Annotated in this window: 20 protein-coding genes; 18 read left to right on the top strand and 2 right to left on the bottom strand. The window is 44.4% G+C overall.

From position 1 onward, the window contains the following. Positions 1–379: 379 nt before the first annotated feature. On the top strand, positions 380–715 hold the full coding sequence (locus JUB15_RS27745) for a helix-turn-helix domain-containing protein (RefSeq protein WP_207515964.1): 336 nt from the start codon (positions 380–382) through the stop codon (positions 713–715). A 39-nt stretch (positions 716–754) separates the two neighbouring features. Here JUB15_RS27745 and JUB15_RS27740 read toward each other — a convergent pair whose 3' ends face one another. After that, a complete protein-coding gene (locus JUB15_RS27740; RefSeq protein ID WP_207515962.1) occupies positions 755–1114 on the bottom strand; it encodes a hypothetical protein in 360 nt (119 codons plus the stop codon). 316 nt (positions 1115–1430) lie between these two features. After that, positions 1431–2000: a hypothetical protein gene (locus JUB15_RS27735; RefSeq protein ID WP_207515960.1), complete on the bottom strand. Its 570-nt coding sequence runs from the start codon at positions 1998–2000 to the stop codon at positions 1431–1433. A gap of 163 nt (positions 2001–2163) precedes the next feature. Here JUB15_RS27735 and JUB15_RS27730 point away from each other — a divergent pair, with 163 nt between their 5' ends. The 17 genes from JUB15_RS27730 to traM all read left to right on the top strand — a co-directional run bounded on the left by JUB15_RS27730 (position 2164) and on the right by traM (position 17156). Continuing rightward, positions 2164–2733 carry a Crp/Fnr family transcriptional regulator gene (locus tag JUB15_RS27730; RefSeq protein WP_207515959.1) on the top strand — a complete coding sequence of 190 codons (570 nt, stop codon included), beginning with the start codon at positions 2164–2166 and terminating at the stop codon, positions 2731–2733. 418 nt (positions 2734–3151) lie between these two features. Further along, positions 3152–4306 carry a hypothetical protein gene (locus JUB15_RS27725; protein ID WP_207515957.1) on the top strand — a complete coding sequence of 385 codons (1155 nt, stop codon included), beginning with the start codon at positions 3152–3154 and terminating at the stop codon, positions 4304–4306. A 719-nt stretch (positions 4307–5025) separates the two neighbouring features. Then, positions 5026–5487 (top strand): hypothetical protein, encoded by a 462-nt coding sequence (locus JUB15_RS27720; protein ID WP_207515955.1) that lies wholly within the window; start codon positions 5026–5028, stop codon positions 5485–5487. A 112-nt stretch (positions 5488–5599) separates the two neighbouring features. Further along, positions 5600–5824 carry a DUF4134 family protein gene (locus JUB15_RS27715; RefSeq protein ID WP_439651025.1) on the top strand — a complete coding sequence of 75 codons (225 nt, stop codon included), beginning with the start codon at positions 5600–5602 and terminating at the stop codon, positions 5822–5824. Between the two features lie 537 nt (positions 5825–6361). Continuing rightward, positions 6362–7633, top strand: a complete 1272-nt coding sequence (gene ltrA / locus JUB15_RS27710) for a group II intron reverse transcriptase/maturase (RefSeq protein ID WP_207515953.1) — start codon at positions 6362–6364, stop codon at positions 7631–7633. Between the two features lie 82 nt (positions 7634–7715). Beyond that, positions 7716–7835, top strand: a complete 120-nt coding sequence (locus JUB15_RS27705) for a DUF4134 family protein (protein WP_439651026.1) — start codon at positions 7716–7718, stop codon at positions 7833–7835. 12 nt (positions 7836–7847) lie between these two features. Continuing rightward, positions 7848–8174, top strand: a complete 327-nt coding sequence (locus JUB15_RS27700) for a hypothetical protein (RefSeq protein ID WP_207515951.1) — start codon at positions 7848–7850, stop codon at positions 8172–8174. An 18-nt stretch (positions 8175–8192) separates the two neighbouring features. Then, on the top strand, positions 8193–8513 hold the full coding sequence (locus JUB15_RS27695; RefSeq protein WP_207515949.1) for a DUF4133 domain-containing protein: 321 nt from the start codon (positions 8193–8195) through the stop codon (positions 8511–8513). Between the two features lie 40 nt (positions 8514–8553). Further along, on the top strand, positions 8554–11013 hold the full coding sequence (locus JUB15_RS27690; RefSeq protein WP_207515947.1) for a TraG family conjugative transposon ATPase: 2460 nt from the start codon (positions 8554–8556) through the stop codon (positions 11011–11013). A gap of 111 nt (positions 11014–11124) precedes the next feature. Beyond that, entirely contained in the window at positions 11125–11553 is a 429-nt protein-coding gene (locus JUB15_RS27685; RefSeq protein WP_207515946.1) for a hypothetical protein, read from the top strand. A 2-nt stretch (positions 11554–11555) separates the two neighbouring features. Continuing rightward, positions 11556–12233 carry a conjugal transfer protein TraI gene (locus tag JUB15_RS27680; protein ID WP_207515944.1) on the top strand — a complete coding sequence of 226 codons (678 nt, stop codon included), beginning with the start codon at positions 11556–11558 and terminating at the stop codon, positions 12231–12233. 57 nt (positions 12234–12290) lie between these two features. Continuing rightward, a complete protein-coding gene (locus JUB15_RS27675) occupies positions 12291–12932 on the top strand; it encodes a hypothetical protein (protein WP_207515942.1) in 642 nt (213 codons plus the stop codon). An 11-nt stretch (positions 12933–12943) separates the two neighbouring features. Beyond that, positions 12944–13582: a TerB family tellurite resistance protein gene (locus JUB15_RS27670; RefSeq protein ID WP_207515940.1), complete on the top strand. Its 639-nt coding sequence runs from the start codon at positions 12944–12946 to the stop codon at positions 13580–13582. A 50-nt stretch (positions 13583–13632) separates the two neighbouring features. Next, positions 13633–14706, top strand: a complete 1074-nt coding sequence (gene traJ, locus JUB15_RS27665) for a conjugative transposon protein TraJ (RefSeq protein ID WP_207515938.1) — start codon at positions 13633–13635, stop codon at positions 14704–14706. Positions 14707–14737: 31 nt separating this feature from the next. After that, positions 14738–15355: a conjugative transposon protein TraK gene (gene traK, locus JUB15_RS27660; protein ID WP_207515936.1), complete on the top strand. Its 618-nt coding sequence runs from the start codon at positions 14738–14740 to the stop codon at positions 15353–15355. Positions 15356–15357: 2 nt separating this feature from the next. Beyond that, positions 15358–15855 (top strand): hypothetical protein, encoded by a 498-nt coding sequence (locus tag JUB15_RS27655; protein WP_207515935.1) that lies wholly within the window; start codon positions 15358–15360, stop codon positions 15853–15855. A gap of 8 nt (positions 15856–15863) precedes the next feature. Next, positions 15864–17156 carry a conjugative transposon protein TraM gene (gene traM / locus JUB15_RS27650; protein ID WP_207515933.1) on the top strand — a complete coding sequence of 431 codons (1293 nt, stop codon included), beginning with the start codon at positions 15864–15866 and terminating at the stop codon, positions 17154–17156. The last annotated feature ends 8 nt before the right edge of the window (positions 17157–17164 follow it).

The following is a 17164-nucleotide window of genomic DNA, read 5'->3' as shown; positions in this document are numbered from 1 at the left end:
GAGGAAGGTTCAGGGGCGGAGCTAAAAGAATTTTAAATACAATAGGGTTGGAACCCGCCTGCCCTTTGTCACGGAGGCCCTGACAAGGCCAACCATCTTTCGATGGCCAGACACAAAAGACATAAGCGAGCCCAACCCTATGTAAATATAAGGGCTGGGCATTACACTTACGTTCTCGCGTCTGTTGAAATTGTCAGGTTTCCGTGGCGAGAAGCTCATAAGTTAATGCCAAATCAATAAAATGTCTATACCGTTAAATCATACTGAATAAATTTTCTTTCATAAATGCTCATACTAAGGTAATAAAAATTTTGAGTTATATGCGATCGCATATCAAATATTTTTTAAAATTCCGTCATTTTCCCTTTTTAGATAAACTATGACTATTCAGGAGAAGGAAATACTGAAAATGAAATTCGGGATGGCTGTGATGAAGAGAATAGAGGAGAATAAGTTAATTGCTAAGGCAAATAAGCAAAAGGGAAAGCTGGATAATGTGACGATTGATAGTTTGAGAAAACTTGAAGCTTCTTCGGGCATACCATACGCTAGTATAAATCAAATAGTGAACGGAAGGAAAAATCCAAGTTTTACAACTATCTCAGCCCTGCTAGAAGGGCTAGACTTGAAACTGGACGAATTCTTTACCGGTTATTACTATAAAATTTCTGATATGGAGCTGGAGAAAAGGCTTAAGAGCAAAAAGGGAAAATAAGGGAGTATTAAATTGCTCAAAAGTCGGTGCTACGGGACATTAAAAGTCTTGCCAGGTGGATTTATTTCGAATCTTTCCTCGAACAGCGTCTATATCTTTCCAAGACATATATTGTAACTTATATTTTTTTTTAGTGAGGTAGGCTCCCCATCGCCAAAACTTAAAAGGGTACATAGGTGTAATCCTATACAATATTGTATCATTGTTGTGGGCCGATTTAAAGGCTTCGAAGATTCTAATGCACAAATCATAATTTCGACCTTTGGTGTTTACTTCGGCAAATGTAAAGGTGCCATTACCATTACTATATAATATATCATCGGGTCCGGTAATCAAATTTAAAGGTGGTAAATTAGTTATAAAGATTAAAGAAACTATGATCAGTAAAAATTTCTTCATACTAATGGGTTATTCGCATTCGCCATGTGATAATGGCGCTATTGTTTTTTTGGATTGATCTATCACAATGCAAGATGATTCTTTATCATTACTCTTTTTCAAGTCTTTAAGTTTTTTGAACAACATTTGCGGCGTTTTATCTAATATAATTCGCGCCGGATGTTTTGAAGGAAAACTAAGATTTGGAAGATAAAAAGTATAAGTATCTATGGTTATGGGTTGCCTTCTTACAGAGTTAAACAGATCCATCGCGAAATTAGTGCAATTGTAACTGTCAGCAGCATACTTTTGTTTAGCAAGCTCAAGCGCTTTTTTTCTAATTGTTTGTCTCGAATTGTTTTTCGGTCAGGTCCATCTCTATGCTTGCATTAATCTCTCTTAATTGGTTATTGTTTATTGTTCCTGGTAATGCCTTAAAGGGATCCAAATAGCCGGGATGTTTTATCGCGTAGAAACCGAACACCTGAGTAATGGATTTTGCTCCGGCTGTTTTTGTGACTACTATAAAAGTATGGCCGGTTTCGCTCCCAGTTGTAGGAGGCAGAAGCAATGGTTTGTCATTATTAGGCACATCGACGCATAACTTTATTGAATATTTCGTTGTGCCTAACGAGGGAACTGCATTGAAACAATTGAATGCTTTTTTTAAATCCAGTGAAGGAGGAGATATGACTATTTCCTCTTCTATTATCCAATGTATATCTCTGGTCGGTAAAGGTTGATTGGCAATTTCGCTGCCGTATCCTGGATAGCGATGCGGTAAGTTAAGATTACATCTTATAAAAGGGTTATTTGGGTGAAATTTTAAATAAGTCATTTCATCTGAATAGGGCAGGATTGCAACTTCGACATTAACGGCGATTTGATTAATTAGTAAGTTGCCCATAATGGATCGTTCTTGTTAAAGAAAATTTTAATATACGAAAAGGATATTGGCGGAAATTCTGGTAAACACAATATAGCAAATATTTATGAAATGTTCAACTCACTGTTGCCGTTAGTTGTTATATTCGTTATTATAGACAAATCTAAACCGCTAACAGTTTTATATGGAAGCCCTTTTCCAGCAGTTTAATTCGATACATCCAATGAGCGATGAGTTGCAACGATTCATCTTAAAGAATTTAAAAATGCGTAAACTAAAAAAGAGGGAACTCTTGCTCAAAAAAGGCCAAACCAATTCGATCGGTTCATTCTTAAGCTCGGGGCTTCTTCACTGCTATTATATAGAAGATGACAAGAAAATTACCTCTTGGTTTTTGCAGCAAAACAAGCTTGCAATATCCGTACAAAGTTTTTTCTCCCAGAAACCGTCCTATGAATGTATTGAAGCTTTGGAGCCTTGTGAACTTTGGTACCTCACATATGAGGAGCTGCAAACTGCATATAAAACATTTTTGGAGTTGAATTTTATAATTCGTGTCCAAATTGAAAAGTATTACATGCTCAAGGAGGAGCATGCCTACCAACTGCAGAGAGCAACGAAAACAAGGGAACGATTTGAGTGGTTTTTAAATAATTTTCCTGACTTAATCACGCGCGTACCAATGAGGTATGTTGCTTCATTTTTAGGCGTTTCAGAAGAAACGCTTAGCCGAATACGCAATCAAAAATATTGATAAATGTCAAGCTGAACCTTGTTGGGTTAGGCGTATTTTCGCTTGTCACCTTGTTCGTAAGAGGTTCACTACCTTAAAAACTTACTTTGGAAAGGTAAACGGGTAACGATTGTTAAGGCTGTTGATGTGCGACATTATTATACAATAAATGTTGGATATACTGCTGCTCACTTATTCTTCATAACAGGATTCTTCGTCAGGGCAGACTAACTTTTTTGCATTCCTATGTTTTATAGCGGCCGATAAACGATCGAAAACCCATTTGTTTAACTACTTAATTACTGATAAACAGAGATATTACCGGTTAATTATTGACATGGTATTCCGTTGTCCAGTGGAAATAGTATTCTGTTTTAATGTCTTATGATGTAGCATTGGTTCAAGGCCAAGTCATTTGCCAGCGTGAAATTGGTCATAGATGCAGATCGTCAAAAACGATATATGGCACAACTTTATCCGAAATGAGATTTTGCCGGCACGTTTGCTTAACGAAGCACCGGGCAGTTCAAACATTTCTTCCTATTTAGAAAAGTCCGGCAAGGAACGCAATGAGTTTATGGATCGGTTGATGAGGGAGGCTATCCACCAGCGAAATGAAGAGCAGTTCAGCATTCTGATTTCCGGTTACCAGGCATTGCTCTGTTTTCTACTCAATACGGTAGACCGGTACCTTCACCAAATCGAAAACGGGCGGCAGCTTCTTGACTTATACACCGCCGTGATGGCGGACCTTCAGCAGTGTCTGCGCTTTATTCAAGAATACTTTCCAAAACATGTTGACCGGAACGCTTATGCGCCTAAGCCGCTGCTGGAGTTGTTCCGAAAGGCAGTCCAGCAGGCAGAAGCGCAGCTGGTACGGTCCTTACAGCCGTCCCAAACCGAAGAGATCCTCCGTGACATCCTTTTGTCCGAACTCAGAAGGTTTGTCGATGGGCCGATACCGTTTGAACAACTTTCCTACCTGAATGGCTTTTTACAGGAGCTATCCATCAGGGAAGTATCCGGCAGGGAGCCTTTTTCGCCGGTGTCGCCGCTTGCTGCATATTGTATCGTAAAAAACTTTAATTCATCCGCATTTTTGCAATTCTGCTTTGGGATTTTTGGCGAACAACTTTCCGGCCTCCAAACGGATGCGGAAAAAAGGGAATGGTTGGAACACGTGCGCAGTTACTTTTACCAGCTTCCCTTTGAAGGGGAAAAGGCCCTGTACACCCAGCGGCCAGCGGTGCGCGATTATCTCGTCACATGGATCGAACACGAACTTTTAGCACGGCAGGCAGGCCAAAAGAAAGAAACAGTCACACGGGTCGAATCCGTCCCGAAGATCAACACTTCAGTGACCGTGCCGGTGCTGGCACTGCTCACACGGGTGTTCAAAGAAACGGGTGTGATCACAAACAGCAATCTCCAGGAACTGTTCCGTTCCATTTCGGCCTGTTATACCTCCCAGCGTACGGAATCCATTTCTCCCGGCAACTTTCACGGCAAGTACTACACAGTAGAGGAAACGACCAAACGTAAGGTTACTGACTTGCTTCTGGAGATGGTAAAAGTCGTGCGCAAAATCCCCTAATGTTGGTTGCCAAACGCCAACGGGCGAGCGGCATCTTTAGCGAAGGTTATACACCAACAATGTATCCGATTGCAGGCAAAAGACGCTGTCCTTTTTCCTCCAAGCTATGGTGTACAACCTTCCGGCGTCCGTAAGCTCCCTTTTGGATATGGTAACCTTACGAACATCCGGCAACCCGAGTGTCTTTTTAAACAGAGTATCATCATTCAGCTCTATTCTACTGTATTGGATCTTTCCTTCCGACCTATAAACAGCAGCTCCGGTGAGGCTATCCCTGTAATAGGTGCCATCGACTATTGGTTTATATAGTACCCCTTATATTGGCAGACATCCGGCGAGTAATGGTAGCCTTTGGCTACCTTGATATAGGTTGTTACGGTCACGCCCTGGTGTTCAGGCGGCTGGCTCCCCGTGCTTTTACACGATGCAATAACAGCGGCTATTGCTATACAATACAGCTTTGTCATCGTTATTTAAAGGTTCTGTTTTTGTTATTATACGTTGGGTCGGAGGCCGCTTTACATCATCACTTCCCTATTTTATATTTCCATCAGTCGACTCACCCGTTCCGTTACACGCTCGCATGGAGCGATTATAATATTCTTTTTGATTGGTTTTCAATAAGCTATTGAGGCTCCTAGGAGCAATAGGAGTGAAAACCCCTTCTTTTCAGTCGTTTCTTTGTTCAGGAAAGCGATTCACGAACAAAATTGAAAACTATGTTGCAGAAATTTTCCTGGAGCGAGTATTGGACGGTGGTGATAGCGGTTGTTGCTGTTTATTATGCGATTGTTTTTCTGCTGTTGTACAAATACGGCTTGTTAAAGACACCGGCATTGAAAAAGTTGGTTCTAACAAGGCCCCAGCAGCAAACGCCGTCGGCTGCGCCAACGAGCGCCCAGGCCGGAAGGACCATTGCAAAGCTACGTAACCAGGCGGAAACGGAAAATCAGTTAAAAAATCTTACCGATGAACTGCTCCAGTTCTTGGAAGACATCGCTGGTAAATCCTTTATCAAGGAGGAAATTATCATGGGCCTGCAGTTGATTGTACGGGAGTACAAGGAATTTTCAGAGACAAACTACAGAAGTGACATTGACGAATTTATTCGAGTGGAAACAGAAAATCATTGTTCTGTCGATCTGAGTGACGAAGAGATCCAGCGTGTATGGATGGGTTAGGATGACGGAATGGAGCTGCCGGTCCCCCCTTTAAGGGCGAACCCGGTTGACTCACCAAGGTTGCTTCGTGTGTACGGTTGATTATTTATCAGTTTAAATAAGCAAGTGAGTTATGAAAATGTGTGTAAGGAATTGCTTAAAAAGCAAAAGGAGGGTCGTGTATGCCTCCGCGTTTACAGTGGCGCTATTACTAGTCGGAGCATCGATCTATGCCCAGGATGGGGCTGCTGGTATCAATGAAGCGAATATGAAGGTGCGCAGCTACTACGCTGCGGGTACCAACCTGATGTATGCGTGTGGTGCTGTTGTCGGCCTCATCGGTGCAGTGAAGGTTTAGTGTGCCAAGAACTGATTGCTGCTTGAATAACAGCAATTGGATGCTTCGTAAAAGATGAGGGTAGGCCCCTCGGAACCAGCTTGCAGGAGCGGGTTTCAAACCAGTGCATGCGGCTTTAGTTAAGAGCTTTGGTCGTGAGCGATGCACGAAAAGTCGGTTTAAACCGGCAGGTAACTATGCAAAAGATGACCGCAAGGGAACCATCAATGAGGTACCGAAAGACGCAAAGACGATGTCAAAACCGAACGCTAAACTTAGTTCGGGATTAGCCTGAAGGAAACCTGTTTACTGTTCAGGCGGCATCCGGTATAGAGATGGCACGAGTTGCATAGAGGCTTTTACGAGGAACTTGGGAACCTGGGCTTAGATGCTAAGGGAAAAGTTCAAGCAGTGAACCTGTAAGAATGAAAGTACCGATGTTAAGCACAGGGGCAGATTGACCTGTAGTAGCGATGAAGCCTTTGTAATGAAGGTGGAGCGAAGGGGTCAACTTATTCAGCAAGTTAAATTAAACAACTAAGCAATTAGGAGGATTTAATGAAACAAGCAAAGTCATTTGAGATTTCCAAACAACTTGTTATGGAAGCGTATCAGAGAGTCAAAGCAAACAAAGGCGCAAGCGGGATCGATGATGTATCGATTGCAAAATTTGAGGAAAACCTCAAAGGTAATCTTTATAAAATCTGGAACCGCATGAGTTCAGGATGCTACGTACCACCTCCGGTAAAATTGGTAGAAATACCAAAATCCAATGGTGGGAAAAGACCTCTCGGTATTCCAACAGTTGGAGATCGTGTGGCACAGATGGTAGTAGTCTTAACTATTAATCTGTCCATTGAGCCGCACTTCCATGAAGATTCGTATGCGTATCAAAAGAACAAATCTGCGCTCAGTGCGGTAGCCAAAGCGAAGGATCGCAGCTACTTGTTTCATTGGGTTGTTGATCTGGACATTTCCAAGTTCTTCGATACAATAGATCACGAACTTCTCATCAAGGCAGTTAACAAGCATGTTACATGCAAGTGGGCATTGATGTATATCCAGCGTTGGTTAACTGTTCCTTACCAGTTGGCAGATGGGTCACAGGTGCAAAGAGACAAGGGAGTGCCACAAGGCTCAGTAATTGGGCCTGTACTCGCAAATCTTTTCCTGCACTACGCATTCGACGAATGGATGAAAAGGAAACATTCCAACATCTCTTTCGAGCGGTATGCAGATGATACGATCTGTCACTGCGTAAGCCTGAAGCAGGCACAGTTCATTCTGAAGGCCATTAAAGAACGGTTCGCAGAATGCAAGTTGGAACTCAACGAGACGAAAACAAAGATTGTTTACTGTAAAAAGAACCATCGCAACATTGAGTATGATTGTATTCAGTTCGATTTCCTCGGTTACACTTTCAGGCCACGGCGTGCAAAGGATAAAACCGGAGAATCATTCCTGAACTTTTCTCCAGCGATTAGTCATGCTGCAAAGAAAAAGATTTGGGAAGAAGTGAGAAGTTGGAATAGACGCTACTGGGTGCAACTCACACTTGAAGAAATTGCAAAACAAATCAATCCTATCATTCAGGGATGGATTAATTACTATGGTCAGCACAATGTAAAAGAACTTAAAAATGCATTGATGCCAGTAAACATGAAGTTGGCTCGTTGGGTTCAGGACAAATTCAAAGGGTTTCGACAACACAAGACCAGAGCGATCTACAGGCTTGGGGATATAGCGTTAGCTAATCCTAATCTGTTCGCTCATTGGAAATGGGGAGTCAAACCTACTGCGAGTCCTAAAAATAGGAAACAAGCAGCATGACTGAATAAGAAGAGCCGTATGAGCTGAGAGGTTCACGTACGGTTCTGTGAGAGGTTTAAGCTGAAATGCTTTTACCTACTCGATTCAAAAATGGAATAGTGGGGACCCAGACACCGGGCGCGTGGCGGCCGCTTGGTTTGGCAGCTGTGTTTTCCTGGTAGTCGTGGCCACTGTGATTAAATCCTTTTTCGGAATCCAATAAAACAATTGTTGTATGAAAACCAGACTACCGGTTGTGGAAATTAAAGGCGTCAGCTACCAGTATGACATGGAAGGAAAAAAGTTGATTGCGGTAGCGAATCCAAAGTATAGCATTCCATTTTCTCGATTGAAGAATGATAAGCAATTTGCCGGTTTTTTTCAGTCGGCCGAGGACATCCAGGATCTGAATCTCCGGGCGGTACATGTCATGATACAAAAACATGCACTGATGGATATAAAACCATCGAAGGAAGAGCAGGCATTTATGCAGAAGGTGTTGCCGCAACCATCCGAGCAACGATTGGAAGAACGCAAGCTAAAGATGAAACCATGTATGTAAACTTAAAAACAGATACGAATGGAAACGAGCGTATACCAGATCAATAAGGGCATTAACAAACCCGTGGAGTTCAAAGGCTTGAAGGCACAGTATATATGGTATTTGGGCGGTGCTCTATTGGCTCTCCTGGTCTTGTTCGCCATCCTTTTTATCTGTGGTGTCAATACGTTTATCTGTTTGGGAATCATTTTGGCGCTTGGCGCCTATGTGGTGACCTATGTTTATAAACTCAGTCATACGCATGGTCAATACGGTTTGATGAAAAAGATGGCAAAGCGGAGCATCCCAACCACTGTTAAAAGCTATTCGAGGAAGGAATTTACCGGACTTAAAAAATAATCAGTTCTGCCGAACAGCAGTGTGATTGAATTCGTGAGTTATGGAAAAAAAGCTGAAGGACATCATGCCCATACTGGGTATAGAGAATGATTGTGTACTGTCGAAGCAGGGGGACGTGACGGTAGCATACGAGGTGACACTTCCTGAATTATTCACATTGAGTGACCAGGAGTATGAGACCCTGCACCAGACCTTAATTAAAGCAATCAAGGTCTTACCCAAACAGTGCGTGTTTCACAAGCAGGATTGGTTTGCTGAATCGAGTGTGAAGGCCGATTTTGAAACCGAGGGGAGTTTTTTATCAAGGAGCAGTGAGCGGTTTTTTATGGATCGGCCTTACCTCGATCACAGTTGCTACATTATGCTGACCAAAAAGCCACAGGGCCGGAAAGCAGGTAGTTCATTATTCTCCAATTTGATTCGCAGCTCGATTGTTCCCGAGGAATCGGTAAAGCCAAAAGTACTGCAAGAATTTTTTGACGCCGTTGGCCAGTTCTGTCGCATTCTCCAGGACAGTGGATTTCTAACCCTACGGCGGCTGACCAGTGACGAGCTGGCGGGTACCGATAATCAGTCGGGGCTTATTGAACGCTATATGAACTTACAGCCCAATGGCGCGGGTGTTTACTTAAATGATATCAATTTTCAGGATGGTATCCGGGTGGGCGACAAGTACTGCCAGCTGTATACGCTGGCGGACGCGGCAGATCTTCCTTCGCACTGCGGTTCGCGGATTAACTATGACAAATTTTCGACCGAGCGTACAAAGTTCAGTGTCGGGTTTGCCTCGGTATTGGGCCAGTTGCTTCCCTGCAATCACCTGTACAACCAGTTCATATTTATTGAAGATGCACAGAAAACAATCAAGCAGTTGGAAAGCAAACGGCTCCGGCTGCAATCGCTGTCCGCATACTCCCGGGAAAACGCCATTGCCCGGGACGCTACAAATGACTTTTTAAATGAGGCCATCAGCCAGCAGCGGCTGCCGGTACGGGCACACTTTAACGTACTGGTTTGGACAGAGGAAAAAGAACGGTTGAAAGACCTCAAAAACCTGGTGAGTTCCGCCCTCGCCCAGATGGACGCGTGCCCCAAACACGAAGTGGATGGTGCGGCACAAATCCACTGGGCAGGCATCCCAGGTAACGCCGGTGATTTCCCATTAAACGATGCGTTCGACACGTTTGCCGAGCAGGCTTGCTGTTTTTTAAACCTGGAAACCAATTACAGGAGTTCCATTAGCCTGTTTGGCCTTCGGTTCGGAGACCGCCTCACAGGAAGGCCCGTGCACACCGACCTTTGGCAGGAGCCTATGGAACGGGGACTAACGTCCAACCGCAACCTATTTTGTCTATCGGGCTCAGGGGGTGGCAAATCGTTCCTGACTAACCATATTGTCCGTTCCTACTGCGAACAGGGTACGCATGTCTTGATCGTGGACGTGGGGCATTCCTATAATATTACCTGCGGATTGATGAAAGGGTATTACTTCACCTATGACGAACATAACCCCATCAAATTCAATCCGTTTTTTATCAAAGCCGGCGAAACGCTGGATACCGAAAAAAAAGAATCGATCAAAACGTTGTTGCTGGCCCTTTGGAAACGCAGTGACGAAAACTTTAACAGGAGTGAGTATGTAGCCCTGTCCAATGCCCTCCAGCTCTACTACAACAGGCTGAAAGAGCGTCCGGAACTGTTTCCCTGTTTTGATACCTTTTACGAATTTCTCCAGTCGGACTATATCGATGTGCTCAGGGCAGACCAGGTAAAGGAAAAGGACTTTGATGTTATGAACTTTTTGTATGTGTTGCGTCCGTATTACCAAGGTGGCGAGTTTGACTTTTTGCTTAATGCCACCGAAAACCTGGACCTGCTGGATCAGAAGTTCTTAGTCTTTGAACTGGATAATATTAAGGATCACCCGATATTGTTCCCCGTTGTAACCATCACGATCATGCAGACGTTCATCGAGAAGATGCGGAAGTTAAAGGGTGTGCGGAAGATGATCGTTATCGAAGAAGCGTGGAAGGCCATTGCCCGTGAGGGAATGGCGGAGTACATCAAGTACCTGTTTAAGACGGTGCGGAAGTTCGCCGGGTCGGTGGGCCTGGTAACCCAGGAGATCGAGGACATCATCAGCTCGGATATCATCAAGCAGGCCATCATTAATAACGCCGATGTGAAAATCCTGCTCGATCAGTCAAAATACCAGAACAAGTTCGACCTGATCCAGCAGATGTTGGGAATAACGGAAAAGCAGAAGGCTGAGATCCTTTCCCTGAACAAATCGCCCGAACCCGGGCGCCGGTACAAGGAGTTATGGGTAGGGTTGGGTAGTTCGTATTCGAAGGTCTACCGGTTGGAGGTGTCACGACAAGAATATTTCACATATACGTCGGACCAGAAAGAAAAACTGCAGGTGTTGCAGGCCGTGGAAAAGTTTGGGGGCGACTACCGGAAGGCCATTGAATATGTGGCCTCGCAGACCGAAGAATAATGTGCCTTTTTAGTGCACAAATGTGGATAACGATTCGGGTTAGAGTTATGGAAAACATGAAAAAAAAGAGCAAATTGTTAGGCCTTTTTGCTAATCAAAACCTTTTAAAAAATGAAGAATATAACTCTAAGTTTGGCAGTGGCGGTGCTCGTTTATGCATGTAATGAAGGCTCCGGCCAAGGACAACAGGCGGAGGAAAGCAGCCAAAATGCGGTGATTAATTTTATTCCTGGCATGTATGTGCGCAGTTTTTATGATTCGATCTATGAAACGACCAATGTAAGAGGTGTTGACACGCTCCGCATCAAAAGGCAGACGGAGACGGGTAGTGAAACGTTCCAGGTTGACCGGTCCAAACGGTTTACAAGAACTGCAGATGGAAAAACGCTCCCTGAATCATTTAGTACCGAGACATGGACAACAAGCTACCAGCCATCTGATAAAACACTTTATATAAAGAACACAGGAGGTACGATTGCTTTCGATGTAAAAAACAAGCTCTTGAAGATTGGCGCAAAAGAATATCAAAAAATTGAATGACCATGAAAAAGAAATTGTGTGTTGTGATCTTGTGCGGATTGATGCTTACTGTAATCCCAATTCAAAGCAGCGCTCAGGACCCGATCATGGAAGTGATAAAAGCGGCGGTGGTCAAAGCCATCAAAGCTATGGATTTACAAATTCAACGGCTGCAAAATGCGACCATCTGGTTGCAGAACGCCCAGAAAACGGTTGAGAATACCATGTCTAAATTGAAGTTGGATGAGATCAGTTATTGGGTCCAAAAGCAGAAGGATTTATACGATAATTATTTTGACGAGCTGTGGCGCGTTAAGAGTACATTAGCCACCTATTATAAAGTAAAAGAGATCATTGAGATGCAGGCGCAGATTGTAACCAATTACAAGACGGCCTACGCATTGTTTCGGCAGGATAAAAACTTTACACCGGAAGAAATCGACCGGATGTACCAAATGTATTCCGCTATTTTGCAGTCCAGCCTGAAAAATCTTGATCAGGTGTACCTGGTGATCAATTCGTTTGCCACGCAGATGACGGATGCCAAACGAAGGGAGATCATCAACCGGGCCGCTGAGAATATTGCTCTAAATAAACGCGATCTCGATCAATATAATGAGCAAAATAAGTTCGTTAGCATTCAGCGGGCGAGCGCGAAAGGCGAAATTGAAGTGGTTAAGAAACTGTACGGCCTCCAATAGCCATTAGTTTCATATATGCGGTGCAGCGTGATTTTGTGAGAATGAAAAGCATATAACATGAAAAAGTTGGTGTGGGTGCTTACCCTTACAGTAAGCATGCAGGTGTGCTATGGGCAGACCTGGAACGAATGGTTTCGCCAGAGAAGAACGCAGCTCAGGTACCTGTTGAATCAAATTGCTGCGTTACAAGTGTACACGGATTATCTTCAAAAGGGGTATACCATCGTAAAAGATGGCACCTGGTTAATTGGGGATATTAAACAAGGTGATTTTAATTTACACAATGGTTATTTTTTTTCTTTACGGTCTGTAAATCCTGCTATAAGAAATTATTCCAGGGTCGCCGTTATCCTTTCTGATCAGGCGACCATCCTCCGGCATTTTAAAGAGCTACTCAAATTTACCGATGGAAGCGGTCAGTTCGCTTCGACTGAGCGCCAGTATATTTCCGCTGTCTTTGCCAATGTCAAATCGGCTTCCCTCCAAAACTTGGACGATCTCACCAGGGTAATCACCTCTGGAGAAATGGAGATGAAGGATGATGAACGAATCGACTTCATTGACAGGATTTACGGGGAAACGAAAGAACAGCTGTCCTTTACTTCTTCGTTTTGCGCTCAGGCCGCGGTCTTGGCTAATCAGAGGGCGCAGGCGGCCCGGGAGTCCTTTCTGTTAAAAAAATTATATGGCTTTGAATAAACGTGAGGTGTATGAAAAAGTGGAGAGTGTTTTTGTGTGGACTGGGATTTTTCCTACTGGCGCAACCTACCCGTGTAGCCGCCCAGGAGTTCGAGATTCAGCAACTGCTGTTGAATGTAGAAAAGCTGGCACAGTTGAAAAGTATCCTGCAAAAGATGTACGACGGTTATGAAATTATCACGAAAGGGTATAACACGATTAAGAACATATCAGAGGGCAACTTCAGTATCCATGACTTATTCCTTCAGAATCTTTTAGGTGTCAGTACTGCGGTGAAGAAGTATAAGCGTGTCGCAGACATCATTCAATACCAAATTCGTATTGTAAAAGAATATCAGACGGCTTACAAGCATTTCAAAGACGATAAGCATTTCACGCCTGCAGAAATTGAGTACATGTCGAACGTGTACAAAAATCTATTTGAGCGAAGTGTCGATAACCTCGATGATCTGATTATGGTCATTACCGCCGGTAAGCTTCGTATGTCCGATGATGAGCGGATCAAAGCGATTGATTCAATTTTCGATGAAATGGAGGATCAATTGGGGTTTCTTAGGCATTTTAACAGCAACGCCTACCTGCTGAGTAAGCAGCGGGCCAAAGAAAAGAATGAGGTTGAAATGTCCCGAATCATTTCAGGTGTAAAATGAATTACCAGCAGCGCTGGAATTGAGGAAAAGAACGGTAAATCATTAAATATATGAACAGAACAACTCAACAGGCATTGCTGTGTCTTGCAGTAGTGCTCATGACGCCTGCCTTGACCTTTGCGCAAGGAGGGATGGCCGGTGAGATCAAAAATTTGCATCAGGTGCTGGCGGAATTATATACAGAGATGTACCCGCTGTGCAAAGAACTGCGCGATGTTGGCCGGGGCATTGCAGGGTTTGCGGCTACCTGGTATATAGCGTATAGGGTATGGGGGCATATTGCGCGTGCGGAGCCCATCGACTTCTACCCGTTGTTGAGGCCTTTTGTGATCGGATTTGCAATTTTGAATTTTCAACTGGTTATTGAGATGATTCGCTTCGTAATGGAACCTACGGTTACGGGTACCGGTGCAATGGTAGATAACTCCAACCAGGCGGTGGCTCAATTGCTGAAAATGAAGGAAGAAGCCATAAAAAAGACAAAAGCGTGGAAAATGTATGTGGGTGAAAGTGGGAGCGGAGATTATGATCAATGGTATAAGTATAATTTTCCAGATGATGACCAAAACTGGCTCCAGGATATTGGTAACCGCATCAGCTTCTTCTCCGAAAAAGCCATGTATAGTTTCCGGAACTCGATTAAGGAATGGTTGAGTATTGTCTTGCAAATTCTTTTTCAAGCAGCAGCGCTATGTATTAACACGATTCGGACGTTCTATATGATCGTCCTTGCGATTCTTGGGCCGCTGGTTTTTGGGCTCAGTGTTTTCGATGGTTTCCAACATACGTTAAGGGCTTGGCTGGCCCGGTACATTAACATTTTCATGTGGTTGCCAGTGGCGAACATCTTTGGCGCCATTATCGGTAAGATCCAGGAGAATATGTTGAAAATCGATATCCAACAGGTATACCAAAACGGCGATACCTCCTTTAGCGCAACGGATGCTGCGTATTTGGTATTTATGGTCATCGGAATTGTTGGGTATTTCACGGTGCCGACAGTTGCCAACTATATTATACAGGCCGGTGGTGGTGGCAATGCGCTGGGCAATAAAACGGTTGCCGCCGGACACGCCATGCACTCTATGGGGACAGCCCTGGAAAGACGGCTCTCAGGTAAATAACTTTTTTGTGGGATTGAAAAATGTGTGCAAAATGTTTAAGCAATTAAAAAATATCGACAGTGCCTTCCGGCATATCAAATTGTTCTCCATTTTCCTGATGCTTGCATGTGTTTGTATCGCCGGCTATTCGCTTTATACCAGTGAAAAGGTCCTCGAAAAAGCCAACCAGCGCATTTATATACTGGCCAATGGCAAAGTACTGGAGGCCGTGGCTTCTGACCGCAAGGAGAACATACCGGTGGAAGCACGTGACCATGTACGTATGTTTCATCACTATTTCTTCTCGCTCGATCCCGACGATCAGGTGATTCAGGCCAATATTACAAAAGCTTTGTACCTGGCGGATCAGTCGGCAAAGATCCAGTATGACAACCTGAAAGAAAACAGCTATTACAGTAATCTGATTTCTGGCAATATCTCGCAGGAGATAACGATTGACAGCGTTATGGTGGATGTCAATAAGAGTCCGATCTACTTCCAATGCTATGCCCAGCAGAAGATTATCCGTCCATCAACTATTGTTACCCGTAGCCTGGTAACGGAAGGATACCTCCGTAGTGTAGCCCGTTCCGATCACAACCCGCATGGATTTCTGATTGAGCGCTGGAAAACCCTGGAGAACCGGGACCTAAAAACTGAAAATCGATAGTTATGTGGTGGAATCGCAAAAAGAAACAGGAAAACGGGTCGCCTGATAGTCGTTCGGCTCGCAGGCTTACATCCGGCGTCAGCAATTATGTTACCGAAAAGCAAACAAAGATCGCCGGTTTTCTCAATCGTAAAACGGAAAAACTTTCTGCCGGGGGCAAAAAGGCCTTCCTGTTTGCTGTCTGCCTCCTGTTCGGGGGTATGAGCCTGTATTTGGTGGTCAAGCCCTTTTGGCGCCCGTCCGCGCCCGATGCATCGATCAAGCCAAAAGCCATATCGGTTCCGGAACATGCCAACAAAACGGGGGATGAAAACCTGTATCCGCGTGTACTGGTAACCGAGGCAGACATAAAAGAGGTCAGGGACTTCAAGCGGTATACGGATAGCCTCAAAAACACGGCAAACGGCAGATCCCTTTATGACAGCATACTAAGGGCCAGGCCGGGCCTGATGGATACGGTCGGTATGCTGGAAGAACTGTATTTATTACAACAAAAATAAAAGTGAGTATGGAAAACAATGTGCGGTCTGGAAAATTACAGAAACAAAAAAACTTCCTATTGATGCTGCCCATTCTGGTTGTGCCGTTTTTCACGATCGCATTCTGGGCTATGGGTGGCGGTAAGGGGAAGCCTGCAGAGGACGTTGTTCAAAAATCAAACGGCCTCAATTTAAACCTTCCCTCAGCCAACATAAAAGATAACGGCAGGGAAGATAAGTTAACCTTCTATGAAAAAGCCCAACAGGTCGAACAAAAGGCGGAAGCCGCCATCAAAAACGACCCCTACTATCAGCTGCCCAACCAGGGTGCCGCGCACAGGGATACGAACGAGCTCGCCGGCATGATGGCTCGATATCCATCGAAGTATACCACCGGTCTTAACCCTTCACCAGAGCATGGGCCGGGTTACAAAGATCCCAACGAGGAAAAGATCATGCAACGGCTTTCGATGATCCAAAGCCAGATCGATAAACCGCAGCCTGGTCCGTCAGGCAGGACTACTGATCATTCAGAAGAAACGACGCCTATTTCCGCGGATGTAGATCGACTTGAGGAGATGATGAATATGATGAAGGACCGGCAGCAGAACGATCCGGAAATGGAACGCCTGGAAGGAATGCTGGACAAGGTGATGGATATACAACATCCCGATCGGGTGCGGGAGCGCCTGAAGGAAAAGTCGCTTCAGCAGAAGAAAAAGGTATTCTCCGTCAGCCGGTTTGACGATAGCAGAAGGGTGTCCCGGTTTGGAATAAAAGATAGCGATGATAAAAACAAGCGGCTGCAGCCATCGGGTCTTCATAGTGTCGGTGAGCCGGAGGCGATCGAGGGTTCCGACAATGCCATTGAAGCGGTTGTGCATGAGATGCAAACGCTGGTCAACGGTTCGGTCGTTAAACTCAGGTTACTGGACGACATCTATATCGCGGGCACACTGATCCCTAAAGACAACTTTATATATGGTACCGCCGCCCTCAATGGTGAAAGGCTGGAAATAATTATCAACTCCATACGCTACAAGCAATCCGTTTTTCCGACGCAGTTGGAAGTACACGATATAGATGGACTCGCTGGTGTATATGTACCGGGCAGTATTACCCGCGATGTGGCGAAACAATCCGTTGACAACAGCATGCAAGGTCTTGAAATGGCCAGCTTAAAGCCCAATATCGGCGTTCAGGCAGCCACGGCTGGCATATCTGCTGCTAAAAATCTATTAAGCCGAAAAGTACGGCTCGTTAAGGTGACGGTAAAAGCCGGCTATCACGTATTGCTCGTCGATAAAAACAACCAGGAATAAAATAGGTC

The sequence above is a fragment of the Longitalea luteola genome (assembly GCF_017356035.1).
Lineage (GTDB): Bacteria > Bacteroidota > Bacteroidia > Chitinophagales > Chitinophagaceae > Niastella > Niastella luteola.
Note: the sequence above shows the minus strand (reverse complement) of the source record. Positions and strands in the feature narration are given on the sequence as shown.

Excerpts from the sequence above, each read along its gene's own strand:
- JUB15_RS27745 (WP_207515964.1), top strand. The coding sequence starts at position 380 with ATGACTATTCAGGAGAAGGAAATACTGAAAATGAAATTCGGGATGGCT.
- JUB15_RS27740 (WP_207515962.1), bottom strand. The coding sequence starts at position 1,114 with ATGAAGAAATTTTTACTGATCATAGTTTCTTTAATCTTTATAACTAAT.
- JUB15_RS27735 (WP_207515960.1), bottom strand. The coding sequence starts at position 2,000 with ATGGGCAACTTACTAATTAATCAAATCGCCGTTAATGTCGAAGTTGCA.
- JUB15_RS27730 (WP_207515959.1), top strand. The coding sequence starts at position 2,164 with ATGGAAGCCCTTTTCCAGCAGTTTAATTCGATACATCCAATGAGCGAT.
- JUB15_RS27725 (WP_207515957.1), top strand. The coding sequence starts at position 3,152 with ATGCAGATCGTCAAAAACGATATATGGCACAACTTTATCCGAAATGAG.
- JUB15_RS27720 (WP_207515955.1), top strand. The coding sequence starts at position 5,026 with ATGTTGCAGAAATTTTCCTGGAGCGAGTATTGGACGGTGGTGATAGCG.
- JUB15_RS27715 (WP_439651025.1), top strand. The coding sequence starts at position 5,600 with ATGAAAATGTGTGTAAGGAATTGCTTAAAAAGCAAAAGGAGGGTCGTG.
- ltrA (WP_207515953.1), top strand. The coding sequence starts at position 6,362 with ATGAAACAAGCAAAGTCATTTGAGATTTCCAAACAACTTGTTATGGAA.
- JUB15_RS27700 (WP_207515951.1), top strand. The coding sequence starts at position 7,848 with ATGAAAACCAGACTACCGGTTGTGGAAATTAAAGGCGTCAGCTACCAG.
- JUB15_RS27695 (WP_207515949.1), top strand. The coding sequence starts at position 8,193 with ATGGAAACGAGCGTATACCAGATCAATAAGGGCATTAACAAACCCGTG.
- JUB15_RS27690 (WP_207515947.1), top strand. The coding sequence starts at position 8,554 with ATGGAAAAAAAGCTGAAGGACATCATGCCCATACTGGGTATAGAGAAT.
- JUB15_RS27685 (WP_207515946.1), top strand. The coding sequence starts at position 11,125 with ATGAAGAATATAACTCTAAGTTTGGCAGTGGCGGTGCTCGTTTATGCA.
- JUB15_RS27680 (WP_207515944.1), top strand. The coding sequence starts at position 11,556 with ATGAAAAAGAAATTGTGTGTTGTGATCTTGTGCGGATTGATGCTTACT.
- JUB15_RS27675 (WP_207515942.1), top strand. The coding sequence starts at position 12,291 with ATGAAAAAGTTGGTGTGGGTGCTTACCCTTACAGTAAGCATGCAGGTG.
- JUB15_RS27670 (WP_207515940.1), top strand. The coding sequence starts at position 12,944 with ATGAAAAAGTGGAGAGTGTTTTTGTGTGGACTGGGATTTTTCCTACTG.
- traJ (WP_207515938.1), top strand. The coding sequence starts at position 13,633 with ATGAACAGAACAACTCAACAGGCATTGCTGTGTCTTGCAGTAGTGCTC.
- traK (WP_207515936.1), top strand. The coding sequence starts at position 14,738 with ATGTTTAAGCAATTAAAAAATATCGACAGTGCCTTCCGGCATATCAAA.
- JUB15_RS27655 (WP_207515935.1), top strand. The coding sequence starts at position 15,358 with ATGTGGTGGAATCGCAAAAAGAAACAGGAAAACGGGTCGCCTGATAGT.
- traM (WP_207515933.1), top strand. The coding sequence starts at position 15,864 with ATGGAAAACAATGTGCGGTCTGGAAAATTACAGAAACAAAAAAACTTC.